This is a genomic window from Aureimonas endophytica (genome assembly GCF_014642635.1).
Taxonomy (GTDB): Bacteria; Pseudomonadota; Alphaproteobacteria; order Rhizobiales; family Rhizobiaceae; genus Plantimonas; species Plantimonas endophytica.
Window position 1 is genome coordinate 236,316 of the sequence record NZ_BMIQ01000005.1, and the last position, 16,124, is coordinate 252,439.

Genomic DNA, 16,124 nt, shown 5'->3' on the forward strand with positions numbered 1-16,124 from the left:
CTTGCCGGGGCGGGCGGCCGTGGCCGCGCCGCGCCGAGGGCAGGGGCCGAAGGGACCCCGTCGCGGACGGATCTTCCGAGGAACGGGCGCCAATCCATGCCGCTGCATTACAGGCTGTCGCTGATCTTTGCCGGCTTCGCCACGGCGCTCGTCGTGGTGCTCGGCTGGTTCGTGCAGGACGTCGGGTCGCGCGCGCTGACCTCCTCGGTCATGAGCCAGCTGTCGCAGGCCGCCCATCAGATGAGCGGGCGGCTGGACACCCATATGTTCGAGCGCCAGAGCGAGATCATGCGGGCGGCGGCGGTGCCCGAACTCTTCCACAGCGATCGCACGGCCGCGCAGCGCACCTATCTGGAAGGGCTCCAGGCCGCCAATCCGACCTATGCCTGGATCGGCTTCGCCGGCACGGACGGCCATGTGATCGCCGCGACGGGCCAGCTCCTCGAAGGCGTCGACGTCTCGGCCCGGCCCTGGTTCCAGGCGGGCCTCGCCGCCCCGTCCGGCCTCGACGTGCACGAGGCGAAGCTTCTCCAGAAATATCTCGCCCCGCCCGGCGCGCCGCCACTGCGCTTCGTCGATGTCGTGGCGCCGGTGCGGGACGCCTCCGGCCAGCTCTTCGGCGTGATCGGCGGCCATCTCAGCTGGAGCTGGGCGGACGAGGTGCGCGCCGATGTGCTGGCGACGCTGTCGGAACTGGAGAATTCCGAACTCCTCGTCACCTCCTCGGCCGGCGTCGTCCTGCTCGGCCCCCCCGCCGAGATCGGCACGACCCTCGACCTCGCCTCGCCCGACTATGTGCAGGTCGTGTCCCGCGCCGTCGGCTACCGCTCCTTTCCGGGGCTCGGCTGGTCCGTCGTCGCGCGCCAGCCGGTGGCGGACGCCTTCGCGCCGATCACGCGCCTGACGCGGGCCATCGCCACGGCGGGCGTCATGCTCCTCATCGCCTCGGCCGTCGCCGGCTGGCTGATCGCCCTGCGGATCACCGACCCCTTGCGCGAGCTCGTCCACAAGGCGATGCGCGTCCAGGACGACGAGGACATCAGCAAGCTGCCCCGCTCCAAGGGCTATCCCGAGGTCGAGACGCTGTCGGCCGCGCTCTTCGCCGCCTTCCAGCGCCAGCGCCGCACCGCCGACGCGCTGCGCGCCACCAACGCGACGCTGGAGGAGCGGGTGGTCCAGCGCACGCGTCAGGTCGAGGAGGCGCTGAACCGCGCCGAGGAGGCGGCCCGGGCCAAGGGCGAGTTCCTCGCCACGATGAGCCACGAATTGCGCAGCCCGCTGAACGGCATCATGGGCTTCGCCGAGATCCTTCTCGACGAGGAGGACATGTCGCCCGCCGCCGAGCGGCGGCTGCTCCTCATCCGCAATGCCGGCCAGGGGCTGAAGATGATCATCGACGACGTGCTCGACGTCTCGAAGATCGAGGCCGGCAAACTCGAACTCGTCCGCCGGCCGTTCCGCCTCGACGCGCTCCTCGACGGCTGCGTCGGCCTTCTGGAGGCGCAGGCGATGGAGGCCGATGTCGCGCTCTCCTTCGACCGCGCCCCGAGCCTGCCCGATCTCGTGGAGGGCGACGAGGCGCGGCTGCGCCAGGTCATCCTGAACCTTCTCAGCAATGCCGTGAAATTCTCGCGCGGCGGCCAGGTCTCGCTCGCCGCCTATCGCCGCGAGGCCGACCCGGCCTCGATGGTGACGATCGCGGTCAGCGATACGGGCATCGGCATGTCGCGGGAGCAGCTCGACCGGCTGTTCAACCGCTTCACCCAGGCCGACAGCACGATCAGCCTGCAATATGGCGGCACCGGCCTCGGCCTCTCGATCGCGCAGGATCTCGTCCGGCTGATGGGCGGCCTCATCTGCGTCGAAAGCGCGCCGGGCCGGGGCTCGACCTTCCGCTTCACGGTGGAGCTGCCGGCGGCCGAAGGCCTGTCCGACTGCCGCAGCCTCGTGCCGCTGCCGGAACGGCGGACGGGGCGCATCCTCCTCGTCGAGGACATCGCCATCAACCGCGAGGTGGCGACCGTGCTCCTGGAGCGAGCCGGCCATTCGGTCGCGACGGTCGAGGACGGCTACGAGGCGCTGGCGGCGCTGGAACGGCACGAGTTCGACCTCGTGCTGATGGACATCCAGATGCCCGGTCTCGACGGCCGCCAGACGGCGCGTCTCATCCGCGAGAACGCGGCGCTGCCGAAGGACCTGCCGATCCTGGCGCTGACGGCCAATGTCCTGCCGGAGGAGGTGGCGAGCTTCGCGCCCGCCGGCATCGACGATTTCATCGCCAAGCCCATCGACCGCGAAACGCTCTATGCCAAGATCGGGCAATGGCTGGCGCGCGGCGCCGCGTGCCCGGCCGGCGGCGAGACGGAAGGCCGCCGCTTCGACCGCGCGACGTTCGAGGAGCTGGTCGAACTCCTGGGGCCGGTCCGGACCGCGACCTGCCTCCGGACGCTCCTCGGCGGCATCGCCGAACTGCAACTGGCCTTCGACACCGGCGCGGACCTCGCCGCGACGGCCCATAAGATCGTGTCGATGGCGGGAACGCTCGGCTTCTTCGAGCTGGGGCGGCTATGCGCGGTGCTCGAAGGCGAGGCAAAGCGCGGCGCGGATCTGACCGAGACGATCCAGGCGCTGGCCGCCGCGATCGCCCGATGTCTGGCGCTGGCGGCCCGCCTGCTGCCGCGACTGGAGGCGGGGCCGTCCCGCGAGGACGAGGCGCCGGAGGCCGTCGGCGCATCCTGACGGGCAGTGGGGAACCCAACCTAGAGGCAAGGGCGGTCCAGACAGGACGACATGCGCGGAGGACGGCATCGGGATCGGGCTGTCGGAGGCTTCAGACATCATCGGCCGCACCGGACGGGAACGTTCCTTCGATCATCGAAGCAACTTTAGAGTGCATCCTCAGCCCGCTACGTTTTTAATCCTTTGCTGACTATATTTCTGTAACTCGTTCCGATGAGATGGCGTGGCCAGCGAAGGTCACGCTCTCCTTTGCGGAGCATGTCATGTCGTTCAAGAATATGAAGGTCAATGCGAAGCTCGCCGTGGCCTTCGCTCCGATCCTCGTCGCGTCGGCCCTGACCTCGGGCATCGTCGGGAGCAAGATCTCGGAGATCGAGACGGCCGCCGGATGGGATGTGCATACGACCCGGGTCCTCTCGCAGGCCGACCGGGCGACACAGGGAATCATCGGGCAGAGCGCGGCGATGCGCGGCTTCGTCATCAGCCCGAAGGACGCGTTCTATAGCGATTTCAAGACCGCCCAGAAGGTCTTCGACGACGCGGTCGAGGAAATCCGCACCCTGACCGCCGACAACCCCTCGCAACAGGAGCGCGTCGCCCGGCTGAAGGCGGCCGGCGCGGAGTTCGTCGCGAAGGTGGCGGAGCCGGAGCGGCGCCTCGCGGGCGACCCCGCGACGCATGAGCAGGCGGTCGAGATCGCCGCCGCGGGCCTCGGCTCGCGCTATGCGAACGCGGTGAAATCGATCATCGCCGAGATCGCGGAGACCGAGAGCGTCCTCTTGACGGCGCGGCGCGCGGCCACCGCCCGTTCCTTCGCGTCGGCCTATTGGACGCTCGGCCTTGGCGCCGCCTTCGCCTTCGCCGTCGCCGCCGCGATGGGCTGGCTGCTGTCGCGCGGCGTCGCGCGGCCGATCACGCTGATGACGGAGGCCATGCGGCATCTCGCCAGCGGCAACAAGTCCATCTCCATCCCCGCCATGGGGCAGCGGGACGAGCTCGGCGAGATGGCGAGCGCCGTGGAAGGCTTCAGGCAGGCCGCCATCGAGAAGGAACGGCTCGAGAATATGACGGCGGGTGAACGCGAGGCGGCCGAGAAGGCCCGGCGGGATGCCGAACAGCGCGCCGCGATCGCCGCGAAGGACGCGTTCGTCGCGGCCGTCCGCCCGAGCTTCGAGCGGCTGTCCGGCGGCGATCTCACCGCCCGGATCGACCCGAACGCCAATGCCGATTACGTCGAGGTCTGCCACCTCTTCAACGACAGCGTCGGCAAGCTCGAAAGCACGATCGGCTCGGTCGTCTCGGCGGTCGCCTCGATGCGCACCGGGCTAGGCGAGATCACGGTGGCGGCGGGCGACCTGTCGCAGCGCACCGAGCAGCAGGCGGCGAGCCTGGAAGAGACGGTCGCGGCGCTCGGCGAGGTCACGCGCGGGGTGAACGGCACGGCGGAGGCGGCGGCGCGGGCGCAGGCGACGGCCGGCACCGCCCAGCAGGATGCCGAGAAGGGCGGGGCGATCGTCACCAAGGCGGTGGCGGCGATGAACGAGATCGAGCGGTCCTCGGCCGAGATCGGCAAGATCATCGGCGTGATCGACGAGATCGCCTTCCAGACGAACCTTCTCGCCCTGAATGCCGGTGTCGAGGCGGCGCGCGCCGGCGAGGCGGGACGCGGCTTCGCGGTGGTGGCGCAGGAAGTGCGCGGTCTGGCGCAGCGCTCGGCGGAAGCGGCGAAGGAGATCAAGGATCTCATCCATACGTCCGGCGTGCAGGTCGAACAGGGGGTGGAGCTCGTGTCCGCCTCGGGCCGCTCGCTGGAGGACATCGTCGCGGGCGTCGCGCAGATGACCGAGGTGGTCGGCCAGATCGCCCGTTCCGCGCGGGAACAAGCGGTCAGCCTGCGCGAAGTCTCCACCGCCGCCGACCAGATGGACAAGGTGACGCAGCAGAACGCGGCGATGGTGGAGGAGACGACGGCCGCCGCCAAGTCGCTCTCGGTGGAAACCGAGCAGCTCGCCGCGCTCGTGGACAAGTTCCAGACGGCTTCGGCGCGCATGACGAGTGCCGGACGGGCGCCGGTCCGTCCGGCTTCGGCAGCGATCGTGCAGATGCGCACCACCGGCACCGGCGGCGCGGCACCGAAGGCGATGCGCGCCGAGGATCAGTGGGCCGAATTCTGACCGGCGCTGAGGGGAACGGCCGCTGCCTCTAACACCGACGCGCTTATGCACTGATCCTGGGCGACGCCGCTTGAGCTTCGTCATCCCGGGCCCGACCCGGGATCCATGCCTCCCGCAGAGCCGCATGGATAAGGGTGGAGAAGAGTGTCCTTCCGCATCGCTCCAGGCTGGTCGCGACCGGCTTGGAATGGATCCCGGCTCGGGGGCCGGGATGACGAAGCGGTGAGGGGAGCGGATTTCCGTGAAGGCGCGATGATATAAAGCAGGCGAGCGCTGCGGAAGGCGCGCGCCATGCCGGGGAGCCAGCCGGCGATGACGATGCGGCAATGGGGTCGGCGAGCCTTGTCGCGCCTCGCGCCGGGGCGGCCGGTCGCGTTCCGGCCGGGGTCGGACGGGCGTAGTCGGGTGACGGGCATCGCCCGCCGGGGCGAGGGGGGCGGGCTCGGCGCCCCGGCGCTCAGTGGCTGTCCGGCAGGTTCAGGATATAGCCGGCGCCGCGCACCGATTTGATGCGGTGGCTCTCGCCGGTCGGCTCCAGCTTGCGGCGCAGGCGCGTCACCAGCACGTCCATGCTCCGGTCCTCGTATTGCCAGGCGCGGTGGAACACGGCCTGCATCAGATGTTCCCGGTCCAGCACCGCGCCGGCCCGCTGCGACAGTTCCTTCAGGAGCAGATATTCGGCGGCCGTGAGATTCAAAAGCTCGTCGCTTGGGCCGCGCAGGGCGCGGTTCTGCTCATCGAGCCGCCAATGGCCGAGCTGGGCGATGACCTTCTTCGCCGGCCCGGCCTCGGCCGGCGCCAACTCCGCCAGACGGCGAAGCAGGCTGCGGATCCGCGCCAGAAGCTCGCGCGGCGGATGCGGCTTGACGAGATAATCGTCGGCGCCGACCTCCAGGCCGACGATCCGGTCGGTCGGATCGTCATTGGCCGTCAGCATGATGATGCCGCAGCGCTGCGTCTCGCGCAGGAATTTGATCAGGCTGAAGCCGTCCTCGTCGGGCAGGTTCAGGTCCACGACGGCGACATCGACCGCGCGCTGCTGGCAGATTTCACGCAATGCCGCGCCGCTATCGGCCTGGGAGATCTCGAAGCCGGCGCGCGTCAGATATTCCGCGATCGCTTCGCGTTGCATCTCAACATCTTCGACGACGACGACATGCTTTCGGTCCATTCTGAAGGCTTCCTCCTCATGATCCCGTCCGAGTTTAACTCAACCATAGCCGGTGGAAAAACCATAAGATTTAGGTCATTCACATAGACGGGCGGCGCATCCGGCGTGGTCGCATAAACCGAATATCTTCCTAATATCATGCTTTCTCAGGAGAAAATCCCGTTAGATGGCGGTCCATCCGGGGCAAGGGCCCGGATCGCCGGGCGATCGCGCGCGATCCAGGGGCGAGTGGCGAGGGAGAAGCGAAGCCGAACGGCCGGATCGTTGCGGAAACCGGCCGCAATGTAACGCACGGCAACACTCCGTTTCATTTCGCAATATCCGTGTATATTTCTTGCAGATCGAACGGATATGACAGATCATCCGATTGACGTCATAACAAATCGATACGCTTCTACTGTCGTCTCCATCAAGCTTTAATCTTTCCGGTCGGAGTCCGGTGAGGGGCCGGAACCACAATCGCAGCCAGCAAGAATGCGAACGAAAGCGACTTTCCATGGCCGGCATCCTCTCCGTCGTCAGCTCCGCCAGCACGACCGGCACCACGCCTCGAACGACCAGCACCACGACCAGCAATCCCGTGACGGTGCTGACGAATTCGCTTCAGGCGACGGGCACGTCCTTCTCCTCGACCCTGACCTCGACCGGCAATGTCGCGCTGGCGACGCAGGCCGCCATCACGACGCTCGGCACCTCGCTTTCGGGCTCCTCCGCCGCCACGACGCCGACGGGTTCGACCCCGGCCCCCGGTTCGACCGCTCCCGCGCCGACCACGACGACCGCGCCTTCGACCTCGACCGCCACCAGCCCGGCCACCCCCGCGCCGGCGAGCTCGACCGCGTCCTCCTCGACGCCTGCGTCCTCCCCGGCGACGACGAGCCCTTCGACCCCCTCCGTCTCCGCCACGACCCCGAGCTCGGTCCCGACGAGCGAGCCGGCGCCCGCCGCCAGCCCGGCGCCCACGGTGACGACGAGCGCGCCCTCGACCGCATCCTCTTCGACGCCTGCGGCTTCCTCGACGGTGGCGAGCTCCTCGACCTCACCGGCCTCCACTCCAGCTCCGAACCCGGCCCCGACGAGCACCGCCGCGCCGGCTAGCAGCCCGGTGCCGGCCGCCACGGCGCCCGCCGCGAGTCCCGCTTCGGCGCCGACGCCCACCGTCGCCGCGCCGACGCCCGCCAACCCGTCCACGACGCCGGCCGCCGCCGCCCTGTCCGCGACGGCGCAGGAGAAGACGCGGACGGTGTCGGCCGCCGTCGAGGCGCTGATGACGCAGATCACGGCGCGGACGGCTCTCGCCGAGAAGACGGTGGCGGTGGAGGAGGACCGGCTGCGCCGCATGGCCGAGGCCGTGCGCGCGGAGATGAAGACCGACAGGCTCGTCGCCCAGCTCGGCGCGCGGGCCGAGGTCGATCCCGCCGCCGATCCGAAGGCGAGCGAGAAGGAGGCGGGCATCGCGTCGGAGCCCGGCCGGTCCGACAGCCTCGTCGGCCGCTCCTCCGGCAACGGGGCGGCCTTCGTCGCCTCAGCCTATCGCCGGAACGCCGCGTGAGATGAGCGCCGAATACGAAGCCTTGCCCCGGCACTGCCTGTTCGAGGTGGTGCGGGTCTATCGCGACAGCCTGGGCGGCTGGTCCGACAAGTGCTCCGCCGCCTTCGAGGCGATGGCCTATCTGAAGTCGATCTATGGCGAGGACGCCCGCGCCGAGACCGAGGTCGCGCTGCGCTATGCGCGGGCGACAGGCGACCATGCGATGATCGACGCCTTTCTCGTGATCATCGACTGCCTCACCCGCGATCCGGCGCATATGTCGCCGGCCGCCGGACGACCGCTGCATTCCTGACGCCGATCGGCGGCGGGACGGGGAGGGGAGGCCGCGCGGCCTCTTGTCGTCCCGGCTGCCTCTGCCCTTCGGCGCGTCTCATACTTCCGCGCCTTTGCCGACACTCGCTCACCTTGCCGCCTCGTCATCCCGGGCCCGACCCGGGATCCATTCCAAGCCGGTCGCGACCGGCCGGAAACGATGAGGAAGAACGCGGGATCTCCACCCTTATCCAAGCGGTTCCGGCGAGGCATGGATCCCGGGGCGGGCCCGGGATGACGACACTGAGACGGTGTCGCCAAGGATCAAGGCAGGAACGTACCGGACTCAGTCCCCGATCATCGCCTGGATGCGGCCCGACAGGATGGTCATGTCGAACGGCTTCGTCACGACCTGCATGCCGGGGTCGAGATGGCCGTGGCTGAGGACGGCGTTCTCGGCATAGCCGGTGACGAACATGATCTTCAGCCCGCCGCGCAACTCGCGCGCCGCGTCCGCCACCTGGCGGCCGTTCATGCCGTTCGGCAGGCCGACATCGGTGATCAGGAGATCGATCGGCACCGGCGAGCGCAGCACCTTCAGCGCCTCCGGCCCGTCGCCGGCCTCGATGGCGGTGAGGCCGAGATCCTCCACGGCATCGACCACCAGCATGCGCACCAGCGGCTCGTCATCGACCACGAGCACCGTCCTGCCGCGCGAGGAAAGGCGCGGCGGCGCCGGCTCCGCCACCATCTCCACCGGCGCATCGCCATGATGCCGCGGGAGATAGAGACAGATCATCGAGCCCTGGCCGACCTCCGAATAGATCCGCACCTGTCCGCCAGACTGGCGCGCGAAGCCGTAGATCATCGACAGGCCGAGCCCGGTGCCGAGGCCGATCGGCTTGGTGGTGAAGAAGGGATCGAAGGCCTTTTCGATCACGTCCGGCGTCATGCCGGTGCCGGTATCGGAGACGCACATCGCCACATACTGGCCGGGCGGCAGGTCGCGCTCGCGCCCCGCGCGGTCGTCCAGCCAGCGATTGCCGGTCTCGATGGTGATCCGGCCGCCGTCCGGCATCGCGTCGCGCGCATTGATGCAGAGATTGAGAAGGGCGTTCTCCAGCTGGTTCGGATCGACCAGCGTCGACCAGAGTCCGCCCTTCGCCACGGTTTCCAGCGTGATCCCGGGGCCGACCGTGCGGCGGATCAGGTCCTCCATGTCGGCGACGAGACGGTTCACGTCGGTCGGCTTCGGATCGAGCGTCTGGCGGCGGGAAAAGGCGAGAAGCCGGTGGGTGAGCGCGGCGGCGCGCTTGGCCGCGCCCTGGGCGGCGATCACATAGCGGTCGAGCTCGCCGATCCGTCCCTGGCGCAGGCGTGCCTGGATCATGTCGAGCGAGCCGGAAATGCCGGCGAGAAGATTGTTGAAGTCATGGGCGAGGCCGCCGGTGAGCTGGCCGACCGCCTCCATCTTCTGCGACTGGCGCAGCGCCTCCTCGGCCAGCATCAGCTCCGCCGTCTGGGCGGCGACGCGCTGTTCCAGCGTGTCGTTCAATTCGCGCAGCATGTCCGTCACGCGCGCGCGCTCGGCCTCCCCCGCCCGCCGCTCCTCGATATCGATGAGGACGCCCGGAAAGCTCAGCGGCGTGCCGTCCGGGGCGTGGTCCACCCGGCCGTTCGCCTCCAGCCAGTAATAGCGACCGTCGGCGCGGCGGGTGCGGTACTGATGCGCATAGGCGCCGCCCCGGGCGATGGCGGCCTCGATGGCGGCGCCGAGCCCCTCCCGGTCGTCGGGATGCACCGTCTCCACCACCTGCGCGAGGCTGAGGCCCTCGCGGCCGAGCGCCGGATCGAGGCCGAAGGCCTCGGCGAAGGCGGCGTCGACCGTGAAGCGGTCGCTCGGAATGTCCCAGAACCAGGTGCCGATGATCGCGCCGGCGGCGAGCGCCAGCTGCACGCGCTCGACATTCTGGCGGGCGAGCGCCTCGCTGGCGCGCAACGCCGCCTCGCCGGCCTTGCGCGCCGAGATGTCGCGGAAGAGGACGGAGACCTGCCGCAGGCTCGCCGGCTCGACCCGCGCCGCCGCCACCTCGATATGGCGGCCGGCGGTGACGAATTCGCGCTCGAAGCGGATCGGCCGGCCGCTGTCGAGGACGCCGCCATAAAGCTCGATCCAGGCCTCCGCCTCGCTTGGCGCCAGTTCGCGCAGGCGCTTGCCGACGATATCGGGAATGCCGGTATGGCGCTCGTAGCCGGAATTGGCCTCGACATGGACATAGTCGCTCGCGGGGCCATGCGGCCCGTCGATGAATTCGATGATGCAGAAGCCGTCGTCGATCGCTTCGAAGAGGGCACGGTAGCGGGCCTGGCTGCGGGCCAGCGCGTCGAGGGCGAGATGCGGATCCATGGCGCCGGGAACGCCGTCGAAAACCCTTTCCGCGGAATCGTTCGTCACTGGTTGAACTCTTGGTCGATGGCGTTCATGCAGTGCCTTCAACGCACTAACGACGAAAAGGCACCAAGGTCTCGCGGCGTTTTCTGCCCGAAAGCGCCGCACGGGGAAACCAGCCACGGCGAGCCATATCGTCGCTGCCGCATGTCAGGGGCGCGCCCGGACAGGGCGCACCCGCTCGCAAGTCGGGACGCTCGCCGGCTTCAGGGCCGCTGCCGCGCCACCCGCGCCGTCAGCTCGGAAAAGCTCGGGGTCTCGCCGGCGGCGGCGGCGCGGTTCGCCTGGCGCAGATAGCGCAACGGAAAGGCGATGGCCTCGAGATTGGCCGGGCTCAGCTCGGCCGGCCGCGACCGGTCGGTGGCGAGCGCGGTCTCGGCCGCCGCCAGGGCGGCGTCGATCTCGGCCTCGCTCAGCATCTCCTTCTGCCGCAGCGCCGACATCAGCGCCGCGACGGCGACATAGAGACCTTCGAGTTGCAGATTGGCGGTGTTCATGGGCGCGGGTCCTCCCTCCTCGCCATGGCGGGCGCGGCGCGCCCACGCTGCCCCCCTTCTAGCACATCCGGCACCGGGCGGCGCTCCGCTCCCCGCCGCCCTCGTCTTCGTCGCGACGCGCTTCTCCCGCAACACCTGCCCGAGACGGGCGACGCGGTTGAAACCTTTTCAATTCAATCACATAGACTACGGGCTGCATTCGCGGAACGGGGCCGGTTGTCCGCTGCCAACCCTGCCACCCCCCGCCAAAAGTCCGCCGCTAGTCCTCCCGCAGGCGAAGATCGTTGAGCCGGCGCTTCATCGTGCCGAAGCGGTCGGCGAAGCTCTCGTTCCGCCGCAGGGCGACGGCCGTCGACAGAATGTCGATGACGACGAGGGCGGCGATGCGCGAGATGGTCGGGGTGTAGATATTGGTGTTTTCCAGCGTCTCGACGACGATCGTCACGTCGCAATGGGCGGAGAGGGCGCTGGCCGCGCCGGTGAGCGCGATCACCTTCGCGCCGCCCTCGCGCGCCGCCTCGGCGATGTCGAGCAGCGATCGCGTGCGCCCGGTCTGCGAGATGATCACCGCGACGTCGCCGGCGCGCATCATCGAGGCCGACATCAGCTGCTGGTGGGAATCGAGCTGCGCGCCGCAGGGCACGCCGAAGAGCGGAAACTTCTGCTGCGCGTCGCGCGCGACGATGCCCGACGCGCCGAAGCCGAAGAACTCGATGGCGCGCGCCGCCTCCAGAAGGTCGATCGCCGCCGCGAGCGCCGCGCCGTCGAGATTGCGCCGCGCCCAGTCGAGGCTGGTGATCGTATAGTCGAAGACCTTCTCGACCACCTTTTCCGCCGTGTCGCTGCGCTGGAGGACGGAATGGGTCGCGGGCGTGCCGAGCGCCAGCCCGTGGGCGAGGCGCAGCTTGAAGTCCTGATAGCCGGTGCAGCCGAGCGCGTTGCAGAAGCGGATCACGGTCGGCTGGCTGACGCCGGCCTCCATGGCGGTGTCGGCGAGCGTCGCGCCGAGCACGCGCTGCGGATCGGACAGGACGAGATCGGCGACCTTCCGTTCGGAGCGGCGCAGCGCGTCATGCGTGTCGCGCACGATCTCCAGGATGTTGCGCTGGGGGGCCTGGACTTCGCTGCCATCCATTGCCGATGCGGCTCCGCTTCCTTGTAGTTAAACTACAATCCTCATGCCGACACCGCAAGCTTTCTGAGCACTTCCGTGGCCATTCCCAAGGATTTTGCTGCATGGCACCGGATATTGCGGCGCATCATTTTCACTTATGCGCTTTCATCGCACATCCGTGATGAATAGCGGCGCTTGACCCCGCTCCGATTCTGTACCTATGCTACATCAAGGGCGAGGGAGACGCCCGGATCGGCGGAGGAACCCATGAAGACGATTTCCCTTTCGGGATGCATGCTGGCTGTCGCCCTGACGATGGGCGGCATGGGCACGGCGGCGGCGGCCGACTGCAAGGTCGGTGTCGCGATGTATACGCTGAGCGCCCCCTATTTCGCCGCGCAGGAAGCGGCGGCGGTGGACCAGGCCAAGAAGGCCGGCTGCGAGGTTTCGACCGCCGACGGCCAGAACGACATGAACAAGCAGATCGCCGACGTGGAGGACATGGTCGCCAAGGGCGTCAAGCTGCTGATCCTCAATCCGCGCGATCCCGAAGGACTCGTCGCCGCCGCCAATGCCGCGACGGCCGCCGGCGTGAAGGTCGTAGTGATGGATTCCTCTATCAATACCGACGCCAATGTCGTGACGCAGGTCCGCTCCTCGAACGACCAGAACGGCTATCTCGTCGGCCAGTGGCTCGCCAAGCGCATGCAGGGCACGCCGATGAAGATCGCGCTCCTGTCCGGCTCGCAGGGCAACGAGGTCGGCCGCGACCGCCGGCTCGGCGTCTTCCGCGGCGTCGTCGAGGGCCAGCTCGTCAACGAGGGCAAGTCCAGCTTCGAGGTCGTCGGCCAGGGCTGGGGCAGCTGGGAGCAGGAAGGCGGCCTGAAGGCGATGGAAGACCTTCTCACCGCCCATCCCGACGTGAATGTCGTCCTGGCCGAGAACGATTCCATGGCGCTCGGCGGCATGAAGGCGCTGGAAGGCGTCGGCAAGACCGACGTTCTGGTGCTCGCCGCCGCCGACGGCCAGAAGGAGGCGCTCGCCGCCATCAAGGAGGGCAAGTACGGCGCGACGGGCCTCAACGATCCCGATCTCGTCGCCCGCACGGCGGTGGATATCGGCATGAAGGCGCTGAACGGCTCGCTGGAGCCCGGCTTCCCGAAGCTGAAGCTCACCGAGCCGGCCGTCATCACCAAGGAGAATGTCGACAAGTTCTACCGCCCCGACGCGGTGTTCTGATCGGCCCGGCATCCCGGCTTCGGCCGCCGCCTTCGCGCGGGGCGGCGGTTGAGAGGGTGGACCTCGCTGGCGCCGCGACGATCGAAGGCTTCGCCTTCGCACCCCCCTCTGCCTGCCGGCATCGCCCCCTCAAGGGAGGAGATCAGGCTAGTCGCAGGAGTTGGTGCCCGGCATCGCAGCGGCTGCAGGAAGTGCGAGGCCCCAAAGCTGCGTGATCTCCCCCCTTGAGGGGGAGATGGGCGGCAGCCCAGAGGGGGGTGGCGAGCGTCAGCGAGGTCCACCGTCTCCACCGCCGCGCCGCTCGAAAGCCGTCGCCGTCATCACGCCGCGCGAGCGGCGGCCTCGAATTCCGAAATGGGACGACCATGACCGAACTCGCCAGGCTTTCGGCCATCACCAAATCCTTCGGCGGCGTCCATGCCTTGCGGGGGGTGGATTTCGCGGTGCGGGCCGGCGAGGTCCATTCGCTGCTCGGCGAGAACGGCGCCGGCAAGTCGACGCTGATGCGCGTTCTCGGCGGCGAGATGCAGCCGACCACCGGCACGATCCAGATCGGCGGCGAGACCGTCGAGTTCCGCGATCCGCGCGCGGCGCGGGCGCGCGGCATCGCCGTCATCCACCAGGAGCTGGCGCTCGCCCCCGATCTCTCGGTGGCCGAGAACATCTTTCTCGGCGAGCTACCGGGCGTCATTTCCTGGCCCGCCCTCAAGAAGCGGGCGCGGGCGCTGCTCCAGCGGCTCGGCTTCGACATCGATCCCGGCCGCACCGTCGGCAGCCTCGCCGTCGCCCATCAGCAGGTGGTGGAGATCGCCAAGGCGCTGGCCCGCGAGGTTCGGATCATCGTCTTCGACGAGCCGACGGCGGTGCTCTCCGCCCAGGATGCCGAACGCCTGCACCGGATCATCGCCGATCTGCGCGGCCATGGCGTCGGCATCGTCTATATCTCGCACCGGCTCGACGAGGTCTTCCGCATCTCCGACCGCATGACCGTCCTGAAGGACGGACAGCTCGTCGGCACCGTCGAGGCGCGGGACGTCACCATCGACACGGTCATCCGCATGATGGTCGGCCGGCCGCTGGCGGCGCTGTTTCCGGAGCGGGGCGCGCGCGCCCTCGGCGAGACGCTGCTGGAGGTGAAGGATCTGCGCGCCGGCAGCCGGGTGCGCGGCGTGTCCTTCGCGGTGCGCGCCGGCGAGGTGGTCGGGCTCGGCGGCCTCGTCGGCTCCGGCCGCACGGAGGTCGCGCGCCTCATCTTCGGCGCCGACGCGCTGGAGCGCGGCGAGATCCGCGTGCGCGGCAAGCCGATGCGCTTCTCCTCGCCGCGCGACGCGGTGAAGGCCGGCATCGGCCTCGTGCCGGAGGACCGCAAGCACGAGGGCGTCGTCCTCGACAATCCGATCAAGGTGAACGCCACCATGGCGCGGCTCTCGGCCGTGACCGGCGCGCTCGGCATCTTGAGGCGGCGGCGCGAGTCGCGGCTGGTCGAGGATCTCGGCCGCTCGCTGCGCCTCAAGGCCTCCAGCGTCGACGCGCCCGTCTCCAGCCTGTCCGGCGGCAACCAGCAGAAGGTCGTGCTCGCCAAGTGGTTTCACGCCGGCGGCGACGTCATCATTCTCGACGAGCCGACGCGCGGCGTCGATGTCGGGGCGAAGACGGAGATCTACGCCCTCGTCAACGGCCTCGCGGCCGAGGGCAAGGCGGTGCTCGTCATCTCCTCCGAACATCAGGAACTCTTCGGCCTCTGCGACCGCGTCCTCGTGATGGGCGAGGGCGAGCTGCGCGGCGAACTGCCGCCCGAGCGCTTCGACGAGGCCAATCTCCTGTCGCTGGCCATGGTCCGCCCGGCCGCTTCCGCACTCCCGAACGAGACACGCCCATGACCACCGTCGCCGAGGCGCCCCAGCGGCCCGCGCCGAAATTCGATCTCGCCAACGCGCTCCAGCATTTCGCGACGCTCGCCATCTTCCTGGTGCTCGTCGTCGTCGCCAGCGTCTGGTCGGACAGCTTCCTGACGCGGGTGAACATCCTCAACGTCCTGCGCCAGGTCGCCTCCGGCGCCGGCATCATGGCGGTCGGCATGCTCTTCGTCATCCTGACGCGCGGCATCGACCTCTCGGTCGGCTCCGTCGCGGCGCTCGGCTCGGTGCTCACCGCCTATTTCATCCATTTCTCCGGCTACGGCACGGCGACGACCATCCTCCTCGTCATCCTCTGCGGCATGGCCTGCGGCCTCACCACCGGCTTCTTCGTCGCCTATCTGCGCCTGCCGTCCTTCGTCATGTCGCTGGCGATGCTCGCCATCGCGCGCGGCCTGTCGCTGATCATCTCGGAAGGCCGGCCGATCCCGCTCGGCACGGAAGGCTCGGCCTTCGCCGATTTCGGCTCGGGCTTCGCCTTCGGCCTGCCGCTGCCGGTCTGGCTGATGTTCGCGGTCTTCCTCATCGGCGGCCTCGTCCTCAACTTCACCCGCTTCGGCCGCATCGTGAAGGCGATCGGCTCGAACGAGGAGGCGGTGCGCCTCTCGGGCATCGCGGTGCCGCGCTACATCCTCACCGTCTATGTCGTGTCGGGCGCGCTCGCCGCCATCGCCGGCATCATCTCCACCTGCCGCACCGGCGTCGGCTCGGCGCAGGTCGGCGTCGGGGCGGAGCTGAACGTCATCGCGGCCGTGGTGATCGGCGGCGCCAGCCTGATGGGCGGGCGCGGCGGCGTGATCAACACGCTGCTCGGCGCGCTGGTGATGGGCATCATCGCCAACATCATGAATCTCGGCGGCGTGCCCGGCTACCACCAGCAAGTCTATATGGGCATCATCATCCTCGTCGCGATGCTGCTGCAATATGGCACGGGCCGGCTGAAGCACTGACGGGGCGCCCGCCCCGCGCGCGGGATCATCCCTCTCCACCGCCGCGCCATTCGAAGGCTTCCGCCTTCGCA

The 16,124-nt window shown here is 69.1% G+C and carries 12 protein-coding genes; 7 read left to right on the forward strand and 5 right to left on the reverse strand.

The window, feature by feature from the left end:
- The first annotated feature begins 96 nt into the window (after positions 1 to 96).
- Both IEY14_RS16765 and IEY14_RS16770 read left to right on the forward strand, forming a co-directional pair.
- Positions 97 to 2,739, forward strand: a complete 2,643-nt coding sequence (locus tag IEY14_RS16765; protein WP_188910515.1) for an ATP-binding protein — start codon at positions 97 to 99, stop codon at positions 2,737 to 2,739.
- Between the two features lie 263 nt (positions 2,740 to 3,002).
- The gene (locus IEY14_RS16770) at positions 3,003 to 4,913 is read left to right on the forward strand and encodes a methyl-accepting chemotaxis protein (protein WP_188910517.1); all 1,911 of its coding nucleotides are present in this window, start codon (positions 3,003 to 3,005) and stop codon (positions 4,911 to 4,913) included.
- A gap of 457 nt (positions 4,914 to 5,370) precedes the next feature.
- Here the strand turns inward: IEY14_RS16770 and IEY14_RS16775 are convergent, their stop codons facing one another.
- A complete protein-coding gene (locus tag IEY14_RS16775; protein ID WP_280515051.1) occupies positions 5,371 to 6,084 on the reverse strand; it encodes a response regulator transcription factor in 714 nt (237 codons plus the stop codon).
- A gap of 603 nt (positions 6,085 to 6,687) precedes the next feature.
- Entirely contained in the window at positions 6,688 to 7,365 is a 678-nt protein-coding gene (locus IEY14_RS16780; protein ID WP_188910521.1) for a hypothetical protein, read from the reverse strand.
- Here IEY14_RS16780 and IEY14_RS16785 point away from each other — a divergent pair.
- Both IEY14_RS16785 and IEY14_RS16790 read left to right on the forward strand, forming a co-directional pair.
- The gene (locus tag IEY14_RS16785; RefSeq protein ID WP_188910524.1) at positions 7,352 to 7,636 is read left to right on the forward strand and encodes a hypothetical protein; all 285 of its coding nucleotides are present in this window, start codon (positions 7,352 to 7,354) and stop codon (positions 7,634 to 7,636) included. The genes IEY14_RS16780 and IEY14_RS16785 overlap by 14 nt on opposite strands.
- A gap of 1 nt (position 7,637) precedes the next feature.
- Complete coding sequence (locus IEY14_RS16790; protein ID WP_188910526.1) at positions 7,638 to 7,928, forward strand: hypothetical protein; 291 nt, start codon at positions 7,638 to 7,640, stop codon at positions 7,926 to 7,928.
- Positions 7,929 to 8,234: 306 nt separating this feature from the next.
- On the opposite strand, the gene IEY14_RS16795 is transcribed toward IEY14_RS16790, so the two are convergent.
- The 3 genes from IEY14_RS16795 to IEY14_RS16805 all read right to left on the reverse strand — a co-directional run bounded on the left by IEY14_RS16795 (position 8,235) and on the right by IEY14_RS16805 (position 11,969).
- Positions 8,235 to 10,295: an ATP-binding protein gene (locus tag IEY14_RS16795; protein WP_188910807.1), complete on the reverse strand. Its 2,061-nt coding sequence runs from the start codon at positions 10,293 to 10,295 to the stop codon at positions 8,235 to 8,237.
- 248 nt (positions 10,296 to 10,543) lie between these two features.
- Positions 10,544 to 10,834: a hypothetical protein gene (locus IEY14_RS16800; protein ID WP_188910528.1), complete on the reverse strand. Its 291-nt coding sequence runs from the start codon at positions 10,832 to 10,834 to the stop codon at positions 10,544 to 10,546.
- A 259-nt stretch (positions 10,835 to 11,093) separates the two neighbouring features.
- A complete protein-coding gene (locus IEY14_RS16805; protein ID WP_188910530.1) occupies positions 11,094 to 11,969 on the reverse strand; it encodes an SIS domain-containing protein in 876 nt (291 codons plus the stop codon).
- A 246-nt stretch (positions 11,970 to 12,215) separates the two neighbouring features.
- Between IEY14_RS16805 and IEY14_RS16810 the strand changes: the two genes are divergently transcribed.
- From IEY14_RS16810 to IEY14_RS16820, 3 genes are all read left to right on the forward strand, one after another.
- A complete protein-coding gene (locus IEY14_RS16810; protein WP_188910532.1) occupies positions 12,216 to 13,187 on the forward strand; it encodes a sugar ABC transporter substrate-binding protein in 972 nt (323 codons plus the stop codon).
- Between the two features lie 365 nt (positions 13,188 to 13,552).
- Complete coding sequence (locus IEY14_RS16815; RefSeq protein ID WP_188910534.1) at positions 13,553 to 15,067, forward strand: sugar ABC transporter ATP-binding protein; 1,515 nt, start codon at positions 13,553 to 13,555, stop codon at positions 15,065 to 15,067.
- Positions 15,064 to 16,053: an ABC transporter permease gene (locus tag IEY14_RS16820; protein ID WP_188910536.1), complete on the forward strand. Its 990-nt coding sequence runs from the start codon at positions 15,064 to 15,066 to the stop codon at positions 16,051 to 16,053. Before IEY14_RS16815 ends, IEY14_RS16820 begins: the two co-directional genes overlap by 4 nt.
- Positions 16,054 to 16,124 lie beyond the last annotated feature (71 nt).